The organism is Micromonospora arida (assembly GCF_042873195.1).
GTDB lineage: Bacteria > Actinomycetota > Actinomycetes > Mycobacteriales > Micromonosporaceae > Micromonospora > Micromonospora arida.
The window spans coordinates 101,971-120,844 of the sequence record NZ_JBIALC010000016.1 but is presented as its reverse complement, the minus strand read 5'-3'; the positions used below and the strand labels follow the sequence as shown (position 1 = coordinate 120,844).

General features: G+C 71.0%; 21 protein-coding genes. 8 read left to right on the top strand and 13 right to left on the bottom strand.

Annotated elements, in window-relative coordinates:
• Positions 1-277: 277 nt before the first annotated feature.
• Positions 278-1,525: a hypothetical protein gene (locus tag ACFYP0_RS30945; RefSeq protein ID WP_386998399.1), complete on the bottom strand. Its 1,248-nt coding sequence runs from the start codon at positions 1,523-1,525 to the stop codon at positions 278-280.
• 166 nt (positions 1,526-1,691) lie between these two features.
• Between ACFYP0_RS30945 and ACFYP0_RS30940 the strand changes: the two genes are divergently transcribed.
• Positions 1,692-2,219 carry an SRPBCC family protein gene (locus ACFYP0_RS30940; protein ID WP_124853494.1) on the top strand — a complete coding sequence of 176 codons (528 nt, stop codon included), beginning with the start codon at positions 1,692-1,694 and terminating at the stop codon, positions 2,217-2,219.
• 36 nt (positions 2,220-2,255) lie between these two features.
• On the opposite strand, the gene ACFYP0_RS30935 is transcribed toward ACFYP0_RS30940, so the two are convergent.
• A complete protein-coding gene (locus ACFYP0_RS30935; RefSeq protein ID WP_355495845.1) occupies positions 2,256-2,960 on the bottom strand; it encodes a DUF2786 domain-containing protein in 705 nt (234 codons plus the stop codon).
• A 128-nt stretch (positions 2,961-3,088) separates the two neighbouring features.
• Here ACFYP0_RS30935 and ACFYP0_RS30930 point away from each other — a divergent pair, with 128 nt between their 5' ends.
• Entirely contained in the window at positions 3,089-3,529 is a 441-nt protein-coding gene (locus ACFYP0_RS30930) for a hypothetical protein (RefSeq protein ID WP_386998398.1), read from the top strand.
• A 57-nt stretch (positions 3,530-3,586) separates the two neighbouring features.
• On the opposite strand, the gene ACFYP0_RS30925 is transcribed toward ACFYP0_RS30930, so the two are convergent.
• The gene (locus ACFYP0_RS30925; protein ID WP_091396011.1) at positions 3,587-3,976 is read right to left on the bottom strand and encodes a hypothetical protein; all 390 of its coding nucleotides are present in this window, start codon (positions 3,974-3,976) and stop codon (positions 3,587-3,589) included.
• A gap of 155 nt (positions 3,977-4,131) precedes the next feature.
• Here ACFYP0_RS30925 and ACFYP0_RS30920 point away from each other — a divergent pair, with 155 nt between their 5' ends.
• The gene (locus ACFYP0_RS30920) at positions 4,132-5,475 is read left to right on the top strand and encodes an ABC transporter substrate-binding protein (protein ID WP_124853497.1); all 1,344 of its coding nucleotides are present in this window, start codon (positions 4,132-4,134) and stop codon (positions 5,473-5,475) included.
• 67 nt (positions 5,476-5,542) lie between these two features.
• On the opposite strand, the gene ACFYP0_RS30915 is transcribed toward ACFYP0_RS30920, so the two are convergent.
• Both ACFYP0_RS30915 and ACFYP0_RS30910 read right to left on the bottom strand, forming a co-directional pair.
• A complete protein-coding gene (locus tag ACFYP0_RS30915) occupies positions 5,543-6,286 on the bottom strand; it encodes an enoyl-CoA hydratase/isomerase family protein (protein ID WP_091396017.1) in 744 nt (247 codons plus the stop codon).
• 108 nt (positions 6,287-6,394) lie between these two features.
• Positions 6,395-7,252 carry a 3-hydroxyacyl-CoA dehydrogenase family protein gene (locus ACFYP0_RS30910; RefSeq protein ID WP_355495838.1) on the bottom strand — a complete coding sequence of 286 codons (858 nt, stop codon included), beginning with the start codon at positions 7,250-7,252 and terminating at the stop codon, positions 6,395-6,397.
• 177 nt (positions 7,253-7,429) lie between these two features.
• On the opposite strand from ACFYP0_RS30910, the gene ACFYP0_RS30905 reads away from it, so the two are divergent.
• A complete protein-coding gene (locus tag ACFYP0_RS30905; RefSeq protein WP_091396025.1) occupies positions 7,430-7,717 on the top strand; it encodes a hypothetical protein in 288 nt (95 codons plus the stop codon).
• 52 nt (positions 7,718-7,769) lie between these two features.
• On the opposite strand, the gene ACFYP0_RS30900 is transcribed toward ACFYP0_RS30905, so the two are convergent.
• Positions 7,770-8,549 carry a class I SAM-dependent methyltransferase gene (locus tag ACFYP0_RS30900; RefSeq protein WP_386998397.1) on the bottom strand — a complete coding sequence of 260 codons (780 nt, stop codon included), beginning with the start codon at positions 8,547-8,549 and terminating at the stop codon, positions 7,770-7,772.
• 54 nt (positions 8,550-8,603) lie between these two features.
• Between ACFYP0_RS30900 and ACFYP0_RS30895 the strand changes: the two genes are divergently transcribed.
• Positions 8,604-8,993 (top strand): PPOX class F420-dependent oxidoreductase, encoded by a 390-nt coding sequence (locus ACFYP0_RS30895; protein WP_355495833.1) that lies wholly within the window; start codon positions 8,604-8,606, stop codon positions 8,991-8,993.
• Positions 8,994-9,062: 69 nt separating this feature from the next.
• Here the strand turns inward: ACFYP0_RS30895 and ACFYP0_RS30890 are convergent, their stop codons facing one another.
• Together ACFYP0_RS30890 and ACFYP0_RS30885 are read right to left on the bottom strand one after the other, a co-directional pair.
• Positions 9,063-9,272, bottom strand: coding sequence for a BldC family transcriptional regulator (locus tag ACFYP0_RS30890; RefSeq protein WP_007073996.1), 210 nt, complete (start codon positions 9,270-9,272; stop codon positions 9,063-9,065).
• A gap of 250 nt (positions 9,273-9,522) precedes the next feature.
• The gene (locus ACFYP0_RS30885) at positions 9,523-10,362 is read right to left on the bottom strand and encodes a hypothetical protein (protein ID WP_124853509.1); all 840 of its coding nucleotides are present in this window, start codon (positions 10,360-10,362) and stop codon (positions 9,523-9,525) included.
• 193 nt (positions 10,363-10,555) lie between these two features.
• On the opposite strand from ACFYP0_RS30885, the gene ACFYP0_RS30880 reads away from it, so the two are divergent.
• Together ACFYP0_RS30880 and ACFYP0_RS30875 are read left to right on the top strand one after the other, a co-directional pair.
• The gene (locus ACFYP0_RS30880) at positions 10,556-11,638 is read left to right on the top strand and encodes a Glu/Leu/Phe/Val family dehydrogenase (RefSeq protein WP_124853501.1); all 1,083 of its coding nucleotides are present in this window, start codon (positions 10,556-10,558) and stop codon (positions 11,636-11,638) included.
• A gap of 300 nt (positions 11,639-11,938) precedes the next feature.
• Positions 11,939-12,154 carry a DUF3073 domain-containing protein gene (locus ACFYP0_RS30875; RefSeq protein ID WP_030332207.1) on the top strand — a complete coding sequence of 72 codons (216 nt, stop codon included), beginning with the start codon at positions 11,939-11,941 and terminating at the stop codon, positions 12,152-12,154.
• A 136-nt stretch (positions 12,155-12,290) separates the two neighbouring features.
• Here the strand turns inward: ACFYP0_RS30875 and amcA are convergent, their stop codons facing one another.
• From amcA to ACFYP0_RS30850, 5 genes are all read right to left on the bottom strand, one after another.
• Positions 12,291-12,518 carry a multiple cyclophane-containing RiPP AmcA gene (amcA, locus tag ACFYP0_RS30870; RefSeq protein WP_124853502.1) on the bottom strand — a complete coding sequence of 76 codons (228 nt, stop codon included), beginning with the start codon at positions 12,516-12,518 and terminating at the stop codon, positions 12,291-12,293.
• Positions 12,487-13,590, bottom strand: coding sequence for a cyclophane-forming radical SAM peptide maturase AmcB (gene amcB, locus ACFYP0_RS30865; RefSeq protein WP_355496150.1), 1,104 nt, complete (start codon positions 13,588-13,590; stop codon positions 12,487-12,489). The genes amcA and amcB overlap by 32 nt, the downstream gene beginning before the upstream one ends.
• A 130-nt stretch (positions 13,591-13,720) precedes the next feature.
• On the bottom strand, positions 13,721-14,875 hold the full coding sequence (gene purM / locus ACFYP0_RS30860) for a phosphoribosylformylglycinamidine cyclo-ligase (RefSeq protein WP_124853504.1): 1,155 nt from the start codon (positions 14,873-14,875) through the stop codon (positions 13,721-13,723).
• A 57-nt stretch (positions 14,876-14,932) separates the two neighbouring features.
• Positions 14,933-16,471 carry an amidophosphoribosyltransferase gene (gene purF, locus ACFYP0_RS30855; protein WP_124853505.1) on the bottom strand — a complete coding sequence of 513 codons (1,539 nt, stop codon included), beginning with the start codon at positions 16,469-16,471 and terminating at the stop codon, positions 14,933-14,935.
• A 168-nt stretch (positions 16,472-16,639) separates the two neighbouring features.
• Positions 16,640-16,993 (bottom strand): sterol carrier family protein, encoded by a 354-nt coding sequence (locus tag ACFYP0_RS30850; RefSeq protein ID WP_244218736.1) that lies wholly within the window; start codon positions 16,991-16,993, stop codon positions 16,640-16,642.
• Between the two features lie 161 nt (positions 16,994-17,154).
• Between ACFYP0_RS30850 and ACFYP0_RS30845 the strand changes: the two genes are divergently transcribed.
• Positions 17,155-18,874, top strand: a 1,720-nt coding sequence (locus ACFYP0_RS30845; protein ID WP_386998396.1) for a carboxypeptidase-like regulatory domain-containing protein, incomplete at its 3' end; no start/stop codon positions are given.

Genomic DNA, 18,874 nt, shown 5'->3' with positions numbered 1-18,874 from the left:
CTCTCCCCATGGGCTACTCCTGGGCTGTCGCCGACACCTCCCGTCGGCCTACATGACCAGCCCCGTCGGCCTACATGACCAGCCCCGGCCAGTCCGCGTGATCAACACGACTTCCTTGAAATCGCGGTGTCCCAGCAGGCGCGATGCCGCGACTTCAAGAAAACCGAGTCGATCATGCCCGGGGTCGCCTCCGCATCGGGGCAGCGCGCCGGACGTCACGCACCGCGCGCCGGACGTCACGCACGACCGCGCGGCGTCAGTGGTCGCGGCGACGGCGTCAGTGGTCGCGGCGTCCCTGCGGGCGATGCTGGGCCACGCTGCCCTGGATGGCCTCCCACACGCTGCGTCCGGCCTCTCGCAGCGTCTCCCCCGCCTGCTCGGCGAACTGGGCTGCGCTCTGCGCCGCGGCCTGCGCCGCGCCCGGCAGACCACCGCCGCCGTCCCCGGACGGACTTGGACCGGACGGGCTTGGACCGGACGGGCTTGGACCGGACGCAGCCGACTGGCCGGGCTGGTTTCCGGTCTCCCCGGCCGCCGGCCCCGCCGATCCCTCGGGGCGCTGCTGGTCCCGGTCCGCCCCTGCCGAGCGCCCTCCGTCACCCGCGCCTTCGGGCCGCGCTCCACCGGCGTGACGCGACCCCTCGGACCGCTGGCCTTCCGGACCGTTGCCACGTGGCGAGCCGCCCTCCGACTCACGTCCCTCCGGCTGCCGTCCATCTGGCTGCCGTCCCTGAGGATGCTGGCCCTGCGCATGCGGACCCTCAGGACGCCGACCCTCCGGCTGTCGACCCTCCGGCTGTCGACCCTCCCGATGCTGGCCCTCCGGCTGCTGGCCCTGCGCATGCGCCTGGTCGGCCGGCCCTGGGCCGCCGGCTCGCGGCCCAGGGCCGCCGGCACCCGGTCCCGAGCCGACCGGCCCCGCCTCGGACCGACCCGCATCCGGCCGATCAGAACCCAGACGACCAGGGCCGAGCCGATCGCGACCCGGCGGGCCAGAACCCGATGGCCGACCCGGACCCGGCCGGTCGGAACCCAGTCGGTCGCGGTCGGCCACCGGGCTGGCCGCGCCGACCTGCTGGCCCGGCTCGCCGCGTACGTCGTCCGAGCGTCGACTCGACGCCTTGATCTCCGCTGCGCCCGTGGCCAACTGCTGGGTGCTGCGGTTCACGTCGTCGATGGCGGTGCCGGCCGTGCGTGCGAGCGATTCGATGATCTGCGGGTTGTTGTCGAGGGTGTCGAGCGCTCGTCCCAGGATCCTGGTCAGCTGCTCCAACCGCACCCGCAGCTGCGCCTCGGCGTTCACCCCGTCGATGTTCAACTCGCCGCCGTTGAGGTGCACCCGTACGCCGGCGTCGACCTGGAGCAGGTTGGCCACCCGCGCCCGCAGCGACAGGTCGGCCTCCAGACCGTCGACCGCCAGTCGGATGGAGTCCACGGAGACCTTCGGAATGTCGAGCAGGACGTCGTCCGGGTTCCCGCTGTCGACGTTCCGGTCCGGCTCCCGCTGCTGCCCGCTCTCGCTCATGTTCTCCCGCCCCACCTGCACACCAGCCCGGTCGTCCGGGCCGTCCGGCGCGTTTACCCGCTTTCCGGCGGGCCATCCCGTCCGTGACGGCCCGACGACCCTCTGTCTGGAACCGGGCACCGCGCGAAGCTGCACACCGAGGCATCAGCCGGTATGGTCCGGGCCTATGGGACAGGAATTGACTGATCCGGCCGACATCCGGCAGGACGTCGGCCAGTTCTCTCTCCGGTGCAGCCTTCTCGTCCCGGGCTCCGCCGAGCACGCGTTCACGGTCTTCACCGACGAGCTGACCGACTGGTGGGTCACCGAATACACCTGGTCCGGCCCGGACGCGCTGGCCGAGCTGGGCATGGAGCCTCGGGCCGGCGGCATGCTCTACGAGATCGGCCCGTACGGTTTTCGCGCCGACTGGGGTCGGGTGCTCACCTGGGATCCGCCTCGCCGGCTGGTCTTCGTCTGGCAGATCGGCCCCGACCGGGCGCCGGTGCCGGACCCGGCCCGCGCGAGCGAGGTCGAGGTGCTGTTCCATGCCGAAGGGCCGGAGCGCACCCGGGTCGACCTGGAGCACCGGCACTTCGACCGGCACGGCGAGGCTGCCGAGGGTTACCGCAAGGCGCTCACGGCCGGCTGGCACGAGCTGCTCACCCGCTACGTCGCCACGGTGTCGCGCCACCGCCCCAGCACGACGGCCTGACGGCCCACCGGGTCACCGGCCGGCGGCCCACCGGGGTCACCGGCCGAGCCGACGACCCGCAGCGGCGCCGCCGAGATCCCGACCACCAAGGTTCGCGCGTTCGCCGGCCTCCGCCCCCGAACCGAAGCCGGTGCCGCCCAACCGACGCGGCGGTGCGGTACGCAGCCGTGGGTACTCGTCGGTGAGCCGGCGCTGCACCCGGTCGGACCGGTCGGCCAGCACCAGCGCGACCGACGGTGTGCCCGACTCGCTGGCCGCCGCCGACTCGGCCGCCCAGAGTCGACCGCCGATCACCTCCGCGAAGCCGGCCAGCCAGGAGCGGCGGAAGGCGGCGGGGTGGTCATCGGCAGGCACCTCGGTGGCGGCCAGGCCGTGCGCCGCCTGCACGAGCAGTGAGGTGAAGAGCAGGTCGACCCGTTCCAGGTCACTGGCGAAGCCGAAGAGGTGCAGGGCGAAGCCGTTGCCCTGCCGACGGCGTACGCAGCGGCAGCGCAGCGGCTCGGCCACCGCGGCGAGCAGGCCGACCTTGTCTCGGGCGTACGGGGCGACGACGTCCAGCACTCGGTCGCCGACCGGGTCGGTGGTCGGGTCCCGGGCGGCGAGCAGCGCCCGGTCGACGCCGTAGCGGGCGATCAGCTCGGTCGCCTTGGCGGTGAACGCGGCGGACTCGGCCGGTGTGCAGGCCGGGTCCTCGGCCTGGGCCAACAGCTTGCGCACCTTGCTGAGCATGGCCTCGGACATGCCTACAGAGCTACCACACGGGCCGGACATCTCGGGGCGGCGCGGCTATCGATCGATACGTATCATCGTCACGGCCCGATGATCAGTCCGATACGGACGGTCAGCCAACTGTTTGGAGGAACGAACGGATGCCATCCCCGACCGCTCGTCTGCTCGCCGTCGCCACGGCCGCCGCACTGCTCTCCGTCGGTACACCCGCGCAGGCGGAGCCGACCACACCGACCACGCCGGTCAGCTCCGGGCCGAACGCGTTCGCACCGCTCGCCACCTGTTACGGCGGGGCGGTCCGGTCGTACTTCGAGACCGGCCGCTACGGCGGCTCGGCCGGCCAGTACCGCACCACGACGCGCTGTCGCGACATCAACGTGCGCAACACGAGCGTGTACGCCACCGAGGCGTGCGTGATCTTCGTAGACAAGACGAGCGCCTGCAACTACTGGACCTACCTGCCGGCCAACTCGGGCTGGATCACGGTGGCGACCAACGTCCGGGACGGCGTCAACTTCCGGGTCCGCTTCGAGAACCTGCGGTACGAGTACGAACCGCTGATCGCGTACCACGCGTTCTGACCGGCCCGCACGGTCGCGGCGTCCGCCCCCCGACGGACGCCGCGACCCGGCGGCGCGTCACCCGGCGCGGCTGCGCAGGGTGGCGATCGTCGAGCCGGCGAGTGTGAGCAGGCAGTCGGGGAGCAACCCGTCGGCGGCCGCCGCGCCGAACAACGCCTCCCCGGTCGGCTCGTCCCGATTCGCGTACGCGCTGACGAAGCGGGCCACCCAGCGGGTGTCGTACCCGGCCTGATCGATTCCCGGAAAGTCGAGCGCCGCCCCGCTGGCCGCCGGCGCGTCACCGAGCATGGTCGCGGCCAGGCACCAGGCGACGCCGTACGCGCCGTCCAGGCCGGCCCGGTCGACGACCGCGTCGAACGCTCCCACCACCGCGTCTCCATCGCCGGTCAACGCCGAACGGAGCACGGCGGCCGCGTCATCGAACGTCTGCTGTGGTAGGTCGGTCACGCAGCGCACAGTAGGACCGGTGGTCAAGCGCCCCCGCAACCGTCACTGTCCGTGTTCAACGCGAGCTACCTGCGCATTACGCCACCTCCACGGTCCCGCCGCCGGCCTCGGCACGCTAATGTGCGCAGCGGACCTTCGCCGGAGGAAGGACGACCATGTTCGTATCACGCCGCTCGCGGGTAGCCACACTGGCTGCCTGCGCGACGATCCTGCTCGCCACAAGCGCTTGCGGGGAAGACAAGCCCGAAGAGGCAAGCGCCCAACAGGTGCGCCTCTACGGCACGGACGGCAACATGCTCAACTCCTATCCTGCGGAGTTGAAGGAACGGGCGAGTCTCGTCGACGGGATGAAGGGCACCACGCCCCTCGTGCCGCTCCCAGACGACTTCAAGGGCCGGCTACGGGCCGTCAATCCGGCGCTGACGGACTACGTGTACTCCGCCGAGACGTACGACGCGGTGGTGATCGCCGTGCTCGCCGCCCAGTTGGCCGGGAGCACCGACCCGGCCGCCATCACGAAGCAGATCGTGGCCGTGACCAACGACGGGCAGCGCTGCGAAGACCCGGCCAGCTGTCTCGCGCTGGCCCGCAACGGTCAGGACATCGAGTACCGCGGCGTGTCGCTCACCCGGGCGGGCTTCACCGACAAGGGTGAGCCGGCCACCGCGAGCTACGCCACGCTGACCTTCGACGGGCAGCAGATCAACGACGGCAAGACCGAGTTCGTCGGCGCGGGCATCGAGTCGGCGGCGAGCACCAAGACGCCGCCGAAGCCGAAGAAGCAGCGCCCGGGTGGCGCCGCCGACCAGGAGCCGCTGATCCTGGGCGGCCTGCTGCCGAAGACCGGTGACCTCGCAATCGCCTACCCGCCGATGGAGGCCGGCGCCGCGCTGGCGATCAAGGAGATCAACGCCGCTGGCGGCGCACTGGGCAAGCCGGTGACGTGGCTCGACGGCGACGACGGCACCAACCCGGCGGTGGCCAAGGCGACGGTGGCCAAGCACGTGACGGACGGCGTCAGCGTGATCATCGGTGCCGGCGGTTCGGGCATCTCCCGGGCGGTGCTGCCGGACGTGGTGCAGGCCGGGAAGATCCTCTTCTCCCCTTCCAACACCGACAGCAGCCTGACCGACGTCGACGACCAGGGCCTCTACTTCCGTACCGCCCCTCCGGACAGCCTCCAGGGCCGGGCGCTGGCCGACGTGATCCTCCGCGACGGGTCACAGAAGATCGTCATCGTCGCCCGCAAGGACTCCTACGGTGAGGGCCTCCAGGGCACCGTCCGCGAGGAGCTGGAGAAGGCCGGTATCGCCAACGACCGGCTCAAGCTGTTGACGTACGAGCCGCCGGCCGACGCGAAGGCCGCTCCGGTCGACTTCAGCGGCGGCGCGAAGCAGATCAAGGAATTCGGCGCAGACGCCGTACTGATCATCGGTTTCGGTGAGTCCGCCCAGGTGATCCGCGGGCTGGCCGACGCCGGGGTGCAGATCCGGCAGTAGGCAGGACCCGAAACCCACGACGGCCGCACCGGCTTCCCGCCGGTGCGGCCGTTTCTGGTACGCGGGATCAGCGCGGCCGGCGGCGCTCCAGGAACTCGGTCATCCGGCGGTGCTTCTCGTCGTCCTCGAAGAGCACCGCCTGGCTGACCAGGTCGAGATGCGGGTGCGCGGCGGCGGGCGCGTCCACCGCCAGCTTGGTCAGCCGCACCGCCAACGGTGAGCCCAGGGCGATCTCGTCCAGCAACGCGTGCGCCACCGTCAGCAGCTCGCCGGGCTCGTCCACCACCCGGTTCACCAGACCGATCCGCAGTGCCTCCGCGGCGTCCACCCGCCGGCCGGTGAAGAGCAACTCCTTGGCCCGGCCCTCGCCGATCAACGCCGGCAGCCGGTGGGTCGCGCCGGCGCCGGCCAGGATGCCCAACCGCACCTCCGGTTGCCCGAAGACCGCCCGCGCCGTGCACACCCGCAGATCGCAGGCGTACGCCAGCTCCGCGCCACCGCCCAACGCCGGGCCGTCGACGGCCGCCACGGTCGGCATCGGCAGCGCCCGGATGCGGGCGAAGGCGGCCGAGTTGATCGCGGCGAGGGCGTCCGTGCGACCCCGTTCGCGGAGCTGGCCGATGTCGGCACCACCGGCGAAGATGCCCGCCGCGCCGCCGGTGAGCAGCAGCAGGCGCGGGCGCGCCTCCAACTCGGCGCAGACCTGGTGCAGCTCGGCGATCAGGTCGGCGTCAATGGCGTTGCGCTTCTCCGGCCGGTCCAGGGTGACCACCAGCCGGTCCGGCCGCTCCTCGATCCGCAACCCGCTCACTGTGCCGACCTTTCGTTCGCGACTGCGGGGCTCGCAAGCTCACTCCTCGCGCTCACTGTGCCCACCTTTCATTCGCGACTGCGGGGCTCGCAAGCTCACTCCTCGCGCTCACTGTTTGACACCGCCACTCCAGCGGTAGAAGCCCTGCCCGGACTTCTTGCCCAGCCGCCCCGCGGCCACCATCTCCACCAGCAGCGGGGGCGGCGCGAAGCGGTCCCCGTACGCGGCCTGGAGAGTTCGGGCGATGTCCAGCCGCACGTCGAGGCCGACCAGGTCGGTGAGCTCCAACGGCCCGATCGGATGCCGGTAGCCGAGCACCATGGCCTTGTCGATGTCCGCCGGGCTCGCCACCTCGTCGGCGACCATCCGGATCGCCTCCAGCCCGAGGGTGACCCCGAGCCGGGAGGTGGCGAAGCCGGGCATGTCGCGTACGACGACGGGATCCTTGCCGAGCCGGCCGGCGAGCGCGACGGCCGCGGCGGTGGTCTCCTCGGCGGTGGCCGGGCCGACCACGATCTCCAGCAGCGCCATCGCCCAGACCGGGTTGAAGAAGTGCAGGCCGAGGAAGCGCTCGGGCGCGTCCAGTTCGGCGGCCAGCGCCCCGATGGCGATGCTGGAGGTGTTGCTGCCCAGCAGCGCCGGGCGCAGCGCGGCGGCGTCCCGGAGCACGGCACGCTTCTCCTCGAGGCGCTCCGGCACCGCCTCCACGATCACCTGGGGGGCGGGAGCGACCTCGGCGAGGGTCGGGCGCAGCGTCACCCGCTGCCGGTTCGTGGCGGCCTCGTCAGCGCTCAGCTTCCCGCGCTGCACCGCCCGCTCCCACAGCTCGGCGAGCCGGTTCAGCGCGGCCGCACCCCGCTCGGGGTCCACCTCGACCAACTCGACGGCGTACCCGGCACCGGCCGCCACGTACGCGATGCCAAGCCCCATCGTGCCGGCACCGACGACCACGAAACGATCGCTCATCACGCCTCCCTGTCCCGCCCGCCGACGCGCGGGGTCCCCGCTACGCCGGCCCGGGTGTCCCGCCCGCTCCGCTCGCTCATGGTGCGACCCTAGACAGCGCGACGACCCGGCCCATGCGTGGGGGAGCGCCGGATCGGGTAATGACGGCCCGTCAACCGAGGGAAGGACCGCATCGACATGAGCCAGGCACCGGAGAGCGTCACCGACGGGGAGATCGTGGAAACCCGGGGCGACGAGCGGGTCGAACTGCTGCGCGCCGACACCAACAACGACGGCAAGACCGACGTGTGGGTGGTGGACACCGACGGCGACGGCAAGGCGGACCTGTTCCAGTTCGACACCGACGGTGACGGCAAGGTGGACATCACCATGGTCGACATCGACGAGGACGGCCAACCGGACGAGGTGGTCGACGGCGACGGCGGCCTCCCGCCCGAGCAGCTCCCCCCGACCGTTCAGGTCTGAGACGTACGGACGGCCCCCGTTCTCCGTCGGCGGAGAACGGGGGCCGTCCTGCTCAGTCGACGAGGCGCAGGGTGGCCAGGTAGTAGGGGGCGTCGCGGTCGTCCACATCGGTGAGCCGCCAACCGGTGCCGTGCACCAGGCTGGCGAACTCGTCCGCCGAGCAGACCAGGTAGTCGAACCACTCGGTGCTCAACTCGCGGTAGCGCAGCCGCAGCCGTAGCTGGCCACCGAACCGGCCGCGCCGACGGTTGCGCTCGTGGTAGCCGGTGTGCAGCGGGTCGCGGGTGCCGTACGGGTCGGTGCCCTGCGCGATGATCTGCGCCCCCGGTCGGGCGAGCGCGGCGAGCGCGGCCAGGAACTCGGGAGCGCGCTCCCGTCCCTCGAACAGCCCGAGGTTGTTGCCGAGCAGCAGGAACGTGTCGTACCGCGACCCGTCGGCGACGTGCGTGTCGACGGTGCCGTGAACCAGCCGCCGGACACCGCGACGCCGGCTCACCTCCAGCGCGCCCGCGGAGGTGTCCAGCCCGGTGACCGGTACGCCGCGTTCCTGGAGCAGCAGCGCGATCCGGCCGGCTCCGGTGCCGATGTCCAGCGTCTCGCCGTGCGCCCGGTCCACCGCGCGGTGGTCGTACGGCTGCCACTCCGCCGGCCCGTCCAGGTAGTGCGCGGACGGGGCGCCGTTGATCAGACCGTCGTCCCGTTCGATGATCTCGATGACCGGTCGCGGCAGTCGACCACCGACCAGGGGCCGGGGGCCTACCCCGGTGGCCACGGCGAGTGTGTCTCGCAGCAGTTCGCCGACCACGTCACCGATTAGAGGCTCAACCGTCACGACGTTCACGCTATCCGGCCACTCAGTGGCCCGCGCCGGCCGTATCCTGGCGGCGTGACCATGCTGGACCGGCTGTCGGCCGAGAAATACATCCTGCTCACGACCTTCCGCAAGGACGGTCAGGCGGTGCCGACCCCGGTCTGGGCGGTGCGCGACGGGGAGGCGTTGGCCGTCTGGACCCGGGCTGACTCGGGCAAGGTGAAGCGGATCCGCCGCAACGGCGAGGTGACCGTGGCACCGTGCGACGTGCGGGGTCGGCCACACGGGGCGGAGGTGCCAGCTCACGCGACGATCTACGGGGGCGGTGACACCGGTCGGGTCCGCGACCTGCTCAAGCACAAGTACCGCCTGATCGGTCGACTCAGCCTGCTGGGCAGCCGGTTGCGTCGCGGCGAGGGCGGCACGGTCGGCATCCGGGTGACGTTGGCCGAGCCACGGCGCTGACCACGGCCGGGCATACGAAAGGGGCGGCGGATCGAGATCCACCGCCCCTGACGAAGAACTCTTGCCGGCTCAGTCGCCCTGCCGCTGCTGCGGGATCTGGCCCTGCAGCAGCGCCCTGACCTCCGACTCACGGTACCGACGGTGGCCACCCAGGGTGCGGATGGCACTGAGCTTGCCAGCCTTGGCCCAACGGGTCACCGTCTTCGGGTCGACCCGGAACATCGACGCCACCTCGGCCGGCGTGAGTAGCGGCTCTGGTTCGTGCGTTCGCGATGCCATCGGTCACTCCTCCACATGTATAGACATCGGCCGGGGTCCCGCCGGCCGACGCGTCTCCCATGGTCCGGCTAGTCCCCGATGTCCGACATGGGCCGAACGGATGAAGGTCCCTAGACGGACGGATGAACCATGCCCGATTTTTACGACTTTTACACGGCAGAAAGTACCTTATTCGGACTCATGCTCACGGTTCGTGATGCGTCAACTACGAGCAGAACTCACCTTGGGAGCGCTCCTAGGGTGATATGCCCTAGTTGCACCGCTCCAACAGCTGCACCGCGCGCCACCGAGCGACCAACTTGTCGTACGCGGCCGACGCCTCCTCGGCCTCGCCGCGCGACAGCCCCGCGAGGCCGCTGGCAACCAACTCCGGCGAGTCGTCCGCGGCGAGCGTCTCGTCGGAGAGCAGGTCGACCAGACCGCCGTAGTCCAGCTCGACCACGGACCGCGGATGGAACTCCTCCAGCCAGCGGGCCGCCTCCTCCACCGCTTCGGTGATCGGCGCCTCGCCCACCGATTTGCGCAGCACCGACAGCGCCCGCGACGAGCGGCGTCGAGCCTTGGAGATCTCGGTGCGGTAGCGCAACGCCCGCCGGCCCGGCTGGGTGACCAGGTCCCGCTCCGCCGGGTCGAAGAGCACGAACCACCGCAGCGGTACGCCCCAGGTGGCGATCTGCTCGTGCACCCGGGGCACCCCGTGCTCCAGCACCCGGGCGCCACTGCGCCAGTCGTCCACCACCGCCCTGGCCTGCCCGGCGAGCACCGGCGGCACGAAGGCGTCGGCGAGCACCGAGGGCACCCCGTCCCGGGCGCTGAGCGCCGCCTCAGCGACCCGGATGCGCAGGTTCCACGGGCAGACCAGCAGGCCGTCGTCCGTCTCCAGGACGTACGCCTCCTCCGGCAGGTCCGGCAGCCGGGTCCAGCCAGCACCCAGCGCCTCGATCACCGCCGTCCGCTGCCGACCGGGCCCCTCGACCGGGGCGATCGCGCGCCCCTCCGAGACGTAGCGGCGCCAGTAGCTCTGCCGGTCTCGATCGAAGGCGGCCAGCGGTTCGTACACGCGCAGGTAAGAAGCGAAGAGCGACGGCACCGCGCGATCCTCCCACGAACCACGCCCGTACGCGGTCAGCGGCCGGAGCACGCGCGCCGCACCGTGGGACGGCGGCGGCGCGTCGAGCGCCTGCCCGGCGGCCGATACTAGGCTCGATCACACCGGCAGCATCCCCGCCGGGGTCCACCAGGTCCGCGTCCCACAAGGATGCACACCACAGTAGGAGCCAACCATGGGCGTATTCGCGAGCACCGACGACCCGGTATCGACCGGTCACGAACAGGTCGTGTTCTGCCAGGACAAGCAGAGCGGCCTGAAGGCGATCATCGGGATCTACTCCACCGCGCTGGGCCCGGCGCTCGGGGGCACCCGCTTCTACCCGTACGCGAGCGAGGACGACGCCCTCGCCGACGTGCTGGACCTGTCCCGTGGGATGGCGTACAAGAACGCGCTCGCCGGGCTGGACCTGGGCGGCGGCAAGGCCGTCATCTGGGGCGACCCGGAGCAGATCAAGAGCGAGGCGCTGCTGCGCGCGTACGGCCGCTTCGTGGAGTCGCTGGGCGGCCGCTACTACACCGCCTGTGACGTCGGCACGTACGTCGCGGACATGGACGTCGTGGCCCGGGAGACCCGCTACGTGACCGGGCGCAGCGTGGAGCACGGCGGTGCCGGCGACTCGTCGATCCTCACCGCCTGGGGTGTCTTCCAGGGGATGCGTGCCGCGGCCGAGCACGTGTGGGGCACCCCGAGCCTGCGTGGCCGGCGGATCGGCGTGGCCGGGCTGGGCAAGGTCGGCAAGTACCTGACCGGGCACCTGCTGGAGGACGGCGCCGAGGTGGTCGCCACCGACGTCAACCCGAAGGCACTGGCGTGGGTGCGCAGCAACCACCCGCAGGTCACCCTCGTCGACGACGCCAGCGCCCTGGTCGCCGCGGACATCGACGTGTACGCGCCGTGCGCGCTGGGCGGCGCCCTGAACGACGACACCGTGCCGGCGTTGCGCGCCAAGGTGGTCACCGGGGCGGCGAACAACCAGCTCGCCCACCCGGGCATCGAGAAGCTGCTGGCCGACCGGGGCATCCTCTACACCCCGGACTACGTGGTCAACGCGGGCGGCGTGATCCAGGTGGCCGACGAGATCGAGGGCTTCAACTTCGACCGGGCGAAGCTGCGGGCGACCCGGATCTACGACACCACCCGCGAGATCCTGCACCTGGCTGACGCGGAGGGCGTGCCGCCGGCGGTGGCCGCGGACCGTCTGGCGGAGCGGCGGATGGCCGATGTCGGCCGGCTGCGCGCGATCCACCTGCGCTGAGCGTTCCCGGGGGCGGATCGACGAGATCCGCCTCCGGGCCCCGGTGCCGGGCGTCGCTGGGTAAGCTGAGCCGGGATCAAATTTGATGCGGTTTGTCCGGTGTCACGGGTGCTAACCGTTCCGCTCCTTACCCGGTACACTGGGTGACGGCCGGATCGACGCGACGCGCAGAGCCGGCTGACGGTAACCCGAGGTGCCGAACGATGGCATCCCCATGTACCGTAAGAGCCACGAGAGATGCCTGACGTCATCGGGGCCCGCCTTCGGGCTGCCCCGCATTCTGTGCGAGGGGGTCGAGCCATGGGGCGCGGCCGTGCTAAGGCCAAGCAGACTAAGGTGGCGCGGGAGTTGAAGTACCACTCCCCGAACACCGACCTCACCGCTTTGCAGCGCGAACTGGCGGGTGCTGGTAAGTCTGAGCACCACTTCGACGACGACTCTAAAGAGTTCGTCGACGACGATGATGAGGATCACGCGGACGACGATCCGGATCCCTGGGTCCGTCCGACCCGCTGACCTCTCGACGCAGCTGAGCACGCGGTAACCCCCGCGTGCTCACGCACGTCCCGTGGCAGGTGCAGTCGCCGACGATCAGGGGCCTGGCCCGACCGGATCACTCCGGCCGCTCGACAGGCCCCTGACAACGGCTTCCTCAGCGCGGGCGATTGTTCCAGTTGTAGAACGTCGGGATGTTCTCGAAGTGGTTCCAGGCGCAGACCGCGCTGGAGCCCTCTCCGCCCGACACCTCCGAACGCAGCCGCCGTGCGTCCTCGGCCTCCTGAAGCAGTGCGACGAGCGCGGGAGCCGCGTCCCGCACCCGTTCGGTGACTCCGTCGTCCGCTTCGCGCTCAGGCCGCCGGTGACTGGTGGTCTCGGGCATGCTCCAACACTCCCTCCAATAGGCGGATCTTGCTGTTGCGGCAGTGCTCGGTCTCCGTACCGTCAAAACGCCCCAGTTCGAAGTAGCGGTTGGCGGCATGGCCACCACCGCAGAAACCGAAGTACGGGCAGGACGCCCGACACGCCTCCACCCCGGCCAGGAACTCCTTCACCCACGGCGTCGTCGCCGCGTCGCCGAGGATCTGCGCCAACGGGGTGGTCAGCACGTTGCCGCTGCTGAAGTCGCCGTAGCGGAGGTCGGTGAAACCGGCCAGTTCCGGGGAGAGCACGATCACCGAACCGTCGTGACCGATCGTCGGGATCGGGTCCAGGTGGCGGGGCAGCACCCCGTCCGCCGAGTTGTCGAGCACCGCCGCGGCGTAGCGCAACGACCACTCGATCTCGCGGAGGTGGATTCTGGGCTCCCGGCGCCACGCCCCGACCAACTCCGCCCAGAACGCGGACACCGCCGACGGGTCGTGGCGGTTGTCGCGGGTGTTGACCCCTTCGGTCTCCTCGATGTTGATGCCCAACACGTCGCAGCCCAGCTCGAGGAAGTAGTCGTACAGCTCGGTGGCGAGCCCCGGCTCGGGCCGGGACACCACGGCCAGCGCGGAGAAGGGCAGACCCCGCCGGCGCAGCGCCGAGATGCCGTGCAGGATCCGGTCGTACGCCGGCTGACCGCCCCGGTTGACCCGGTCGCCGTTGCGCGCCCGGGGCCCGTCGACGCTCACGCTCACCCGCATCTCGTGCCGGGCGAAGAAGTCGCACCAGTCGTCGTCGATGAGGGTGGCGTTGGTCTGCACATGGTGCTCGACCTCTGGCCCGAACGGGGCGATCAGATCGGCCAGGTGCTCTCGACCGGCGGCCAGGGGCTCGCCGCCATGCCACACCACGGAGAACCGACCGTTCGCCGCCCAGGGATTGACCGCCGCCGCGACCGCCTCGGCCACCGCCACCGGCATCCGGCGGTCGGCGGCGCGAAACGGCAGATAGCAGTACGCGCAGTCGAGGTTGCAGAGGGTGGTGGGCTGCATGACGACGTACGACGGGACGGCGGCCAGACCGCGCATCCCGCTGAACGACTGTCCCCGAGCAGCCATCGCCCTCCTCCGCCTAGCCTGAGGGTGCCCTTCAGGCTAGGCGGCATTGGCCACTCGGGTGAAGCCCTGATCAGGTGCCCGTACGATCACCGGAAAGTGATCATCCTCGGGTGTGCTGACCGACCATCTGCACGTTGCCGGTGCCTTCGATGATCTCGCCGGCCTGCCACGCCTCGACGCCACGCCCAGTCAGGGTGGCCAGCGCCCGGTCGGCGTCCTCGGCCGAGACGATCGCGAACATGCCGACGCCCATGTTGAAGGTCGACTCCATGTCGTGGTCGTCGATCCGACCCTTCGTCTGGATCAGGTCGAAGATCGGCTGCGGCTTCCAGGTGGACCGGTTGACCACCGCGTCGACGTGCTCGGGCAGCACCCGGACCAGGTTGCCGGGGATGCCGCCACCGGTGATGTGGGACAGCGCCCGCACCTCGGCCTCGGCGATCAGCTTGAGGCAGTCCTTGGCGTAGATCTTGGTCGGCGTGAGCAACTCCTCGCCGAGGGTCCGCTGCCGACCGAAGTCGTCGATCACGATGTCCAGACGCATCCGGGCCGCGCCCAGCAGCACGTGCCGGACCAGCGAGTATCCGTTGGAGTGCAGGCCGGAGGAGCGCATGGCGATCACCACGTCGCCCACCTCGACCCGGTCGGGGCTCAGGATGTCGGCTTCCTCGACCACGCCCACGCCGGTCGCGGAGATGTCGTACTCGTCCGGACGCAGAACGCCGGGGTGCTCGGCGGTCTCCCCGCCCAGCAGCGCGCAGCCGGCGTAGCGGCAGCCGTCGGCGATGCCCGCGCCGATCTCGGCGACCTTGTCCGGCACGACCTCGCCGGTGGCGATGTAGTCGAGCAGGAACAGCGGCTCGGCGCCGCAGGCCACCAGGTCGTCGACGACCATCGCGACCAGGTCGATGCCGACCGTGTCGTGAATGTCCATCTGCTGGGCGATCACCAGCTTGGTGCCCACCCCGTCGGTGGAGGACGCCAGGATCGGGCTCTTGTACTTCTTCGTGTCCAGCCGGAACAGGCCGGCGAAGCCACCGAGGTCACCGAGCACCTCGGGACGGCGGGTCTGCCGCACCTTCGACTTGAGCAGCTCCACCGCGCGGTCACCCGCGTCGATGGAGACACCGGCGTCGGCGTACGAGACCGAGCGTTTGCGCGCCTGGCGGCCAGCACCGCCCGTCCACGGCTGGCGGTCGCCGCCGGCGCCGGTCGGGCTGCTTCCTGCGCCGTTGCGCTCGGACACGTGCGTCACGGTTCTCCCCTTTGGTTCTCGGTGCCGCCGGCGGTAGCCGGGCCGCGCCGGTTGGTGCTACGGGCGGTTTGCGGTAACGCCACCCGGAGTGGCGACGGACGAGCCGTTGGTGTGCGGGGCCTCCGGCGCCGAGTTGGCGACGCGTCGACCCACCCCTTCGAGCACGTGCTTGCCGATCAGGTTGCCGGCTGGCAACTCGATCGGGTACTCCCCATCGAAACACGCCCGACACAGCCTGGTCTTCGGCTGCTCGGTCGCGGCGATCAGGCCAGGAAGGGAAACGAAGCCCAGCGTGTCGGCGCCGATGGAGCGCCGGATGCCGTCGTTGTCCAACCCGTTGGCCAGCAGCTCCGCCCGGGTGGCGAAGTCGATGCCGTAGAAGCACGGCCAGCTGACCGGCGGGGAGGAGATCCGGACGTGCACCTCCAGCGCCCCTGCCTCACGCAGCATCCGCACGATGGCGCGCTGGGTGTTGCCGCGCACGATCGAGTCGTCCACGACCACCAACCGCTTGCCGCGGACGTTCTCCCGCAGCGGGTTGAGCTTGAGCCGGATGCCGAGCTGACGCAGGGTCTGCGACGGCTGGATGAAGGTGCGACCCACGTACGGGTTCTTCATCAGGCCGGCGCCGTACGTGATGCCGGACGCCTCCGCGTACCCGATGGCAGCCGGGGTGCCCGACTCGGGCACCGGGATCACCAGGTCGGCCTCGACCGGGTGCTCCTTGGCCAACTGCCGGCCGATCTGGACCCGCGCCGAGTGGACGTTGCGCCCGGCGATCGTGGCATCAGGGCGGGCGATGTAGACGTACTCGAAGAGGCAGCCCTTCGGCTCCGGCGCGGCGAACCGGGTGGAGCGCAGCCCGTTCTCGTCGATCGCGATCAGCTCGCCCGGCTCGACCTCGCGCACCACGCTGGCGCCGACGATGTCCAGGGCGGCCGTCTCGCTGGCGACGACCCAGCCGCGCTCCAGGCGGCCGAGCACCAGCGGGCGGACGCCGTGCGGATCGCGGGCCGCGTAGAGGGTCGCCTCGTCCATGAAGACGAAGCTGAACGCGCCGCGCAGCTGCGGCAGCACCTCCAGCGCGGCCGCCTCGACCGAAAGATCCGGTCGGCTGGCGAGCAGCATCGTCACCAGGGAGGTGTCGTTTGTCGAGCCGTCCGCGATGAGGCCGCGCTCGGCGACCTCCTTCTCCAACTCGGCCGTGTTGACCAGGTTGCCGTTGTGAGCCAGCGCGATGGTCGTGCCGGAGGTGGTCGACCGGATCGTCGGCTGGGCGTTCTCCCAGTTGGACGCGCCGGTGGTGGAGTATCGGGCGTGCCCGATCGCCAGGTGACCACGCAGGCTGGCCAGGGTGGGCTCGTCGAAGACCTGCGCCACGAGGCCGAGGTCCTTGTAGACCACCACGCCGGAGCCATCGCTCACCGCGATGCCCGCCGCCTCCTGGCCGCGGTGCTGGAGGGCGTAGAGGCCGAAGTAGGTCAGATTGGCAACCTCTTCGCCGGGGGCCCAGACGCCGAAGACGCCGCAGGCATCCTGGGGGCCAGGTCGTTGGGGGTCAAGGTCGTGGCTCAGCCGGCCGTCGCCTCGGGGCACCTACCGCTCCCTCATGCTGGTCTGGACCGGCCGGGCGGGGATCACGGGCGGATCCACTCTCCTCTGCCGGGACCACTGTCGTCGCCTGACAGTGTACGCGAATCGACGTCAATACAGAAAGTCACGATTCCCCTGCTCACCGTTACAGCGAGTGGGACACCGGGACGACTAGAGGGGCAGATACGCCGAGAGGTCCGCGCGGTTGCCACTCATCTGGACGCGACCGTCGGTGACCGCCTCCGCCCAGGCAACCCTGCCGGTTGCCAGCTCCAACCAGGTGTTCGGGGCCATCTCGACCACGTTTGGTGGATTTCCCCTGGTGTGTCGAGGCCCCGGTACGCACTGGATCGCCCCGTATGGTGGAACGCGCACCTCCACCGATCGGCCGGGGGCGCGCTCCGCGAGGACGGCCAACAACGACCGGACCGCCTCTCGGAACACCGGCCGTTCGGGCGTACGCCCCTCGTCGAGCGCCGACAACGCGGCCGTAACGGCAGCGGACTTACTGTGCGGAGAGGACACGACGGGACGATACGACCCCCCGGCCAGACACGCGACGCTGGCCCTGGGTCGCGCTCATGCAGTCGGACAAGGCATAGTTGCCGACGGCGTATTCGTACCGTGATGATCCCCGGCCCGGCGCCCCGCCGGTCAGAGGGAAGTCAGCCCGGAAGGCGGTGGACGTGTCAACACACCGACGTGCCTGGAAGCAGCGGGCCGGTGTGGTCGTAGCGCTGGTTGCCGGCGCTCTGCTCGCCGTCCCCGCCACACCAGCCATGGCCGCGAAGATCAGCACAGCTGACAACTCCGTCACGATTGATGCTGGCAAGAGCAGCACAGTCAGCGTGGTTGTTAGACCCGACGTCGGCGAAGAGTCCGCAGACATCGACGTGAATGGTCTTCCTGACGGCGTCACCTGCGGCGGATGCGGCCCGATCACCTTCGACCAACCACTCGCGCCGAAGACCCTAACCCTGACCCTGTCCGCAGCGGCCAACGCGCCCGCAGCTAACGGCACCCAGGCGAGGATCACCGTAACGGGAGACTCCAACTCCCGCACTCTCCGCGTCACCGTCAAGGCAGCCGCCGCTCCGCCGCCGCCGCAGAACCAGACCGTGCGGTCGGTCGCCGGCAAGGTGGTCGCGCAGTCAAACGGCAAGGCCGTGCCGAACGCGTTCGTGGTCCTCCAGGACACCGCCGGTCACCGCTACGACGCCACCAGCAACGACAACGGCGACTTCCGGTTCACCGGTACGACCCAGAACCCGATCGCCCCCGGCCGGATCGACCTGGGCGCGTCGTTCGACAACATCAAGGCGTTCAAGTCCTTCAACGCCAACGCCGGGCAGGCCGTCACCGGTCAGCGGCTCAGCCTCGCGATCAAGGCCGAGCCGACGCCCAGCGCCACCCCGTCCGCCACTCCCGAGGCCACCCCCACCGACGAGGCGACCGAGGAGGGCACCGCGGAGGAGCCCACCGAGGAGGCCAGCCAGGCTGCTCCGGCGAACGCCGCGAACAACGAGGACGGCGGCGGCTTCAGCTCGTACCTGATCATCCTGCTCGGTGGTCTTCTGGTCGCCGCCGGTGTCGGCACGATCGTGCTGCTCTGGATGAAGCGCAGGGAGAACGGCGACGACGACGACGCTCCGGCAGTTGCCGGTGGCGGAGTGGTGCCGCCCTCGCGCGGCGGATTCCGCAGTCCCGACGACCAGACCCGGGTGGTCGGCGGTCGTCCCGGCGGTGGAGCGGACCCGACCATGGTCGGCGGCGCGGCGCTGAGCGAGGCACCGACGATGATGCACCGACCGGTGGTCGACGACGTTCCGCCGGACCCGTACGGCGCGCCTGCCCAGCCTTACGGCGGCGCGGGTCAGCAGGGCTGGGGTGGCGCCGGCTACGGCGAGGAGCCAGCGTCCGCCGGGTACGGTGCCGGCGGCTACGGCAACGCCCCCGCTTCCGGTGGCGGCTACGGCACTCCGGCCGGCCCAGAGGGCGGCTATGGCGCCGGTGCAGCCGGTGATGGTTACGGTGCCGGTTACGGCAATGCTCCGGCCTCCGGTGCCGGCTACGGGAACGCTCCAGCCTCCGGCGGCGGCTACGGCGGTCGGGATTACGACGCCCCGGGCGGCACCGCCGCCTACCCGCCGGCGCCCGCTGGCGGGGCGGCCTACGGCGAGCGGTTCGACGAGCCGACCGGCCGGTACACCGGTGACAGCACCCAGTACCCGGCTCCGGCCGACCCGTACGCCACCGGCGTCTACCAGCCGGAGCAGGGGCAGGGGTACGGCCAGCCCGATGCCGCCCCGTACGGCGGTCGCGCCGCCGAGCCGACCGCGGGATACGGCACTCCGGAGGCTGGCGGGTACGACCAGGGTGGCTACGGTCAACCGGCCGGCGGATACG

Excerpts from the sequence above, each read along its gene's own strand:
- ACFYP0_RS30945 (WP_386998399.1), bottom strand. The coding sequence starts at position 1,525 with ATGAGCGAGAGCGGGCAGCAGCGGGAGCCGGACCGGAACGTCGACAGC.
- ACFYP0_RS30940 (WP_124853494.1), top strand. The coding sequence starts at position 1,692 with ATGGGACAGGAATTGACTGATCCGGCCGACATCCGGCAGGACGTCGGC.
- ACFYP0_RS30935 (WP_355495845.1), bottom strand. The coding sequence starts at position 2,960 with ATGTCCGAGGCCATGCTCAGCAAGGTGCGCAAGCTGTTGGCCCAGGCC.
- ACFYP0_RS30930 (WP_386998398.1), top strand. The coding sequence starts at position 3,089 with ATGCCATCCCCGACCGCTCGTCTGCTCGCCGTCGCCACGGCCGCCGCA.
- ACFYP0_RS30920 (WP_124853497.1), top strand. The coding sequence starts at position 4,132 with ATGTTCGTATCACGCCGCTCGCGGGTAGCCACACTGGCTGCCTGCGCG.
- ACFYP0_RS30910 (WP_355495838.1), bottom strand. The coding sequence starts at position 7,252 with ATGAGCGATCGTTTCGTGGTCGTCGGTGCCGGCACGATGGGGCTTGGC.
- ACFYP0_RS30905 (WP_091396025.1), top strand. The coding sequence starts at position 7,430 with ATGAGCCAGGCACCGGAGAGCGTCACCGACGGGGAGATCGTGGAAACC.
- ACFYP0_RS30890 (WP_007073996.1), bottom strand. The coding sequence starts at position 9,272 with ATGGCATCGCGAACGCACGAACCAGAGCCGCTACTCACGCCGGCCGAG.
- ACFYP0_RS30880 (WP_124853501.1), top strand. The coding sequence starts at position 10,556 with ATGGGCGTATTCGCGAGCACCGACGACCCGGTATCGACCGGTCACGAA.
- ACFYP0_RS30875 (WP_030332207.1), top strand. The coding sequence starts at position 11,939 with ATGGGGCGCGGCCGTGCTAAGGCCAAGCAGACTAAGGTGGCGCGGGAG.
- amcA (WP_124853502.1), bottom strand. The coding sequence starts at position 12,518 with ATGCCCGAGACCACCAGTCACCGGCGGCCTGAGCGCGAAGCGGACGAC.
- amcB (WP_355496150.1), bottom strand. The coding sequence starts at position 13,590 with ATGCGCGGTCTGGCCGCCGTCCCGTCGTACGTCGTCATGCAGCCCACC.